The sequence below is a fragment of the Microseira wollei NIES-4236 genome (assembly GCF_020521235.1).
In the GTDB taxonomy this organism is placed as follows: Bacteria; Cyanobacteriota; Cyanobacteriia; order Cyanobacteriales; family Aerosakkonemataceae; genus Microseira; species Microseira wollei.
Genome location: NZ_BLAY01000347.1, coordinates 1 through 4,374, shown reverse-complemented (window position 1 = coordinate 4,374; position 4,374 = coordinate 1). Strand labels below are relative to the sequence as shown.

At 44.2% G+C, this 4,374-nt stretch carries 5 protein-coding genes; 4 read left to right on the top strand and 1 reads right to left on the bottom strand.

Translation table 11 applies throughout. From position 1 onward, the window contains the following. Window positions 1-183: 183 nt before the first annotated feature. Window positions 184-1,695 (bottom strand): radical SAM/SPASM domain-containing protein, encoded by a 1,512-nt coding sequence (locus tag MiSe_RS47860; protein ID WP_226594352.1) that lies wholly within the window; start codon window positions 1,693-1,695, stop codon window positions 184-186. 282 nt (window positions 1,696-1,977) lie between these two features. Between MiSe_RS47860 and MiSe_RS47855 the strand changes: the two genes are divergently transcribed. The 4 genes from MiSe_RS47855 to MiSe_RS47840 all read left to right on the top strand — a co-directional run bounded on the left by MiSe_RS47855 (window position 1,978) and on the right by MiSe_RS47840 (window position 4,317). Further along, window positions 1,978-2,139, top strand: coding sequence for a hypothetical protein (locus MiSe_RS47855; RefSeq protein ID WP_226594349.1), 162 nt, complete (start codon window positions 1,978-1,980; stop codon window positions 2,137-2,139). Window positions 2,140-2,249: 110 nt separating this feature from the next. Beyond that, complete coding sequence (locus MiSe_RS47850; RefSeq protein ID WP_226594347.1) at window positions 2,250-3,155, top strand: Calx-beta domain-containing protein; 906 nt, start codon at window positions 2,250-2,252, stop codon at window positions 3,153-3,155. Further along, a complete protein-coding gene (locus MiSe_RS47845) occupies window positions 3,085-3,852 on the top strand; it encodes a putative Ig domain-containing protein (RefSeq protein WP_226594345.1) in 768 nt (255 codons plus the stop codon). The genes MiSe_RS47850 and MiSe_RS47845 overlap by 71 nt, the downstream gene beginning before the upstream one ends. 111 nt (window positions 3,853-3,963) lie before the next feature. Then, entirely contained in the window at window positions 3,964-4,317 is a 354-nt protein-coding gene (locus tag MiSe_RS47840; protein WP_226594341.1) for a calcium-binding protein, read from the top strand. Window positions 4,318-4,374 lie beyond the last annotated feature (57 nt).

Genomic DNA, 4,374 nt, shown 5'->3' with positions numbered 1-4,374 from the left:
ACCGTTATATAATTCAGCATCTTCATCTTCTAATTTCTTGTAAAGAAGCTCGAGGTCAGCAATGTTGAGAGATTCAATTTCAGGTGTTCCTTCAAACTTGGATTCATGATTTTGGTTTTCCATTTTTTATCTCCTTTAATTCACTACTTTGGTTAAGAAACAATTCCTAACACTAGGAATCAATTAGGTTGTACAAACTGGATCTGGTTCAATCATAGTCTGATTTCTACTCACAAAATCTTGATAAGCTTCAGCCACACTAGCGCGGAAGCGATTTGCAAAACCATCACAGTAATTTGTATGAAATTTACCCTTATGATTCATCGCCATTACTGCACAGCCTCCGCCGCAAGAAAAGGCATAACGACACTTACGACAAGTGGGGTTCGTAATTACTGTACGATTGCGCCAAGTTTGATTCAATTCTTCATTGAAAATGACTTCACTATTTTCATCAATGTGACCAATACGAATTTTAGGATCGCCTGTTCTTTCCCAGCAGGCATAAATATCCCCAAACGCATCTAAAACATACATTTTATTATGCGCTCCACAAAAACTTGCATGAAAGCTTGGCATAGGGTTACTCTGCCTTTCAAACAATTGTCTAGCTCGATTGATTAACCAATCATCAGGACGACGAATCACTCTCATTTGAGGATAAACTCGACGCAATTCATCTAATGCTAAATCCAGTTCCCAAGATGTAAAGGTTGTCTTGATATCGGTTTTTTCATTGGATACGTGTATGGGGGCAGTATAAGCAGAAAATTTATTGTACTTATGCCAACCTCTGGCAATCATCCCCTCGGCTAATTCGGGTAATTGTTTAATATTATTGCGGTCAATATTCATCCGCACGTTAACTGCAACCCCTAAATCTAACGCCATTGTAATGTTACGAGCAATTTTTTCAAAAGAACCGCTACCATCTGCGTAAATACGCCGCTTATCATGCTCGTCAGGAGTACCATCAAGGGTAATTTGTAGTTCAGAAATTTTTTCTGAATTGAGTAAATCTTGATAGGCGTGCAACTCAGTCCCGTTAGTGACTGCCGAAAAATGCGCTTTACCTAAAGACAGTGCTTTATTGATAATGTATTCCACAATCTCATGGCTACTTTCCAGCAGGGGTTCGCCACCAAAAAAAGTAATATTACGCGGTATATCAGCTGACTCTGGTACACCGTGCATTGACTCAATTTTGGGAAAAGCCGCAAATATTCTGTCTACCATTTCTGGCTGCATTGTTCTGAGCAGATGTTGAAAAGCTGGAGCGCTACGCATATGATCCTGAAAACAATAAGGACAACGCAGATTGCAGCTATAGGTAGGCATGAAAATATAACTAGGCATCAATTGTTGTTGCCAATGATGCAGTTTTGTTGCCATTTTGACAAAAAATTGTTCTTCTGACTCTACTGTCTTTTCTGTCAGATAGCCTCTTTTTTTCAACAACTCAATAGTTGCTTGAGAGGGAGGAATGATTGTGCCTGCAATTGGTGGTTCAGGACTCCAGTCTCCATATAGTGGTTTGGGAGGACGACTGACTTCTAAAGAACGGACGTAGGTTGCTACTCGTCGAGAGACTTTATCATATGCGCCTGTATAGCCATGCACAAGCAACATCCGATCTTTCTCTCCAGGTAAATCTACGTAGATATTGTAACTACTTGCTCTTAAGTAACTAATCATTATTAATTACTCTATGTAACGCAAGTTGCTAGTTATAAACTTTGGCGTTGCTAATTGCTAATTGCTAATCTAGGATTTTTACCAATCTCGCCATTAGCCATTAGCCATTAGCCGCTCCCAGAGAGATAACTAGCAACTTGAGTTATGTATAATAATGAGTATATGGCGCTCGGTGCAAACAAGTGAGATTGCAGTCAATAATACTTTTTTGCTCCAAGGATAATATGAATAATTCTATCGATTGCTTAAGCTCGATTTAACTAATCAATAGAATTTTTAATAGTGAGTACCATTCCTCTAGATTTATTACCCAGATTCCGCACCCTCAACTGTCAGATGGAAAAAAATGAGAATCAAGCTCTCTGGAAAGGGGGGGAAAGGGGAGCGGGCAAGGGCACGGGTTCCTTTGCTAGCGCCGCCAACTTCAGGGTGAGAATTTTCTGAAACGCCCACACCCTAAAGGGTGTGGCTACACAAACAAAGCCCACCTACGTGGGCTAAAATTCTTGCAGACTGCTCTGGCAACCAAAGTTTGTATAGCCACACGCTTAAGGGTGGCACACAACCCCTTTGCCAGGGGAACTGACTTCGACAATACGACTCAAACGATTAACTTTGCTGCCAATGAAACCAGCAAAACCGTCACGATTCCGATTAACGATGACCCGACAGTCGAACCAAACGAAACTCTGACTCTAACTTTAGTCAATCCCAGTCCGAATTTCGTCTTGGGGACTCAGACTACGGCGACGCTGACCATCCTCGATGCCAATGTTAATCCCACCGTCACCCTTGCCGTCGCACCTTCCACCGTTAATGAAGATGGTTCTACCAATCTTGTTTACACGTTCAATCGCACCGGAGATTTAACCAAATCCCTCACGGTTAACTTCAACGTCGCTGGCACTGCAACCTTCAATACCGATTACACTACTTCGGGTGCGACAACATTTTCTGCTAGTAACGGCACAATTACTTTTGCTGCCAATTCCAATACCGCTACTCTGACCATCGACCCCAGCGCCGATACATCTATCGAACCGAATGAAACGGTAGAATTAACCTTAGCTTCTGGGACAGGCTATAACCTGGGTACTACGAGCGCAGTCGTTGCCACAATTAATGACGACGATGACAGCAACAACAACGTCACTTTATCGGTTAATCCCAGCAGCGTTAATGAAGATGGTTCTACCAATCTCGCTTACACCTTCAATCCCACGGGAAATCTAACCAATTCCCTCACGGTTAACTTCAACGTCGGCGGCACTGCAACGTTTAATACCGATTACACTACTTCCGGTGCTGCTAGTTTTTCTGCCACGAATGGCAGTATCACTTTTGCTGCGGGTTCTAATACCGCAACCCTGACGATTGACCCGAATGCAGATGTCTTTGATAGATGGGGCAAATTATATTGTTGGCACTTCAACGCCTGTCGCTGCAACCATTACAAATGATGATTCAAATCAGCCACCGCAACTGAGCAACATCAATAAATCTGCCGATGAAGATAGCGATATTACCTTCAGTGCGGCTGATTTTAGCAATGCCTTCACCGATGCTAATTCTCAGAATTTGATTCAAATTAGGGGAACTTCTCTGCCTAGTAATGGAATGCTTAAATTAGGCAGCAATAATGTTACCCTCAATCTAGAAATTGCTATCACCGATTTAGGCCACCTCCGCTGCACTCCCAATCCTAACTGGAATGGCAGTACCAGTTTCAATTGGAATGGATTTAATGGAATTGATTATGCGCTTACACCCGCGACTGTGAACCTGATTGTGAACTCGGTGAATCACCCGGTAGTGTTCAATCCGCTGAAGTCTGAGATGCAATTTACTGCTGTCGATGGTGGATTCTTACTTACCTTCTCTGAAGAAAGTTTCTTCGCTCCCGACCTGGGCGATACTATTACCTATACCGCCACACTCGACAAGGGCAATCCTTTACCTAATTGGCTGAGTTTTAATCCATTTACTCGCACTTTTACTGGCAGTATAACGAGTGGCGTTTTTGGGAATTTAACTTTGTTGGTGACGGCGACAGAAGGGGGTAATGCTACTGCGATCGCTCGCTTAAACATTACCATCTCTCACCCCGATCCCGATTGTTTCTGCGAACAGATTGTCCGTCCCGATATTGACCTTTGAAGACGCTCTGACAAAGGAGTTGGGGAGACGCTCAGAGCGACCCTGACCCAGATCGAAGCACCTGGTCTGAACCTCCCGAATTTAAACGCGCGAGAATCAGACAATTCTTCCTTGCTGGAATCCCCTGGCGCCTACCATGGGGTATCCCCGCGTCACCTTGTCCCCCCGTCCCCGCGTCCTCCGCAAAAAAATCCCAATGTTGATACCAATCCCCATCCAGTAGAATCCGGTCAAACTGGTAGCGATAGTGACGAGACTATCATCGGTACTGATGCTAGCGATTCCATAGATGGCTTTGGCGGCAACGATTGGCTCAATGGCAAAGCAGGTCGGGATAACCTGGTTGGCGGTATCGGAAATGACACGATTTATGGAGAAAGCGAACGCGATTGGATTTTAGCTTGTAGACGGGAAGCCCCGCGCTCTACCTGTACCCAGGTGAGCGTCGGGATGAGAGGCGCGTGAGTCGAGGTACGTTGCCTGACCAATGCCAGAGGCGAGGGAAGGCAACAGTGCCGAGAC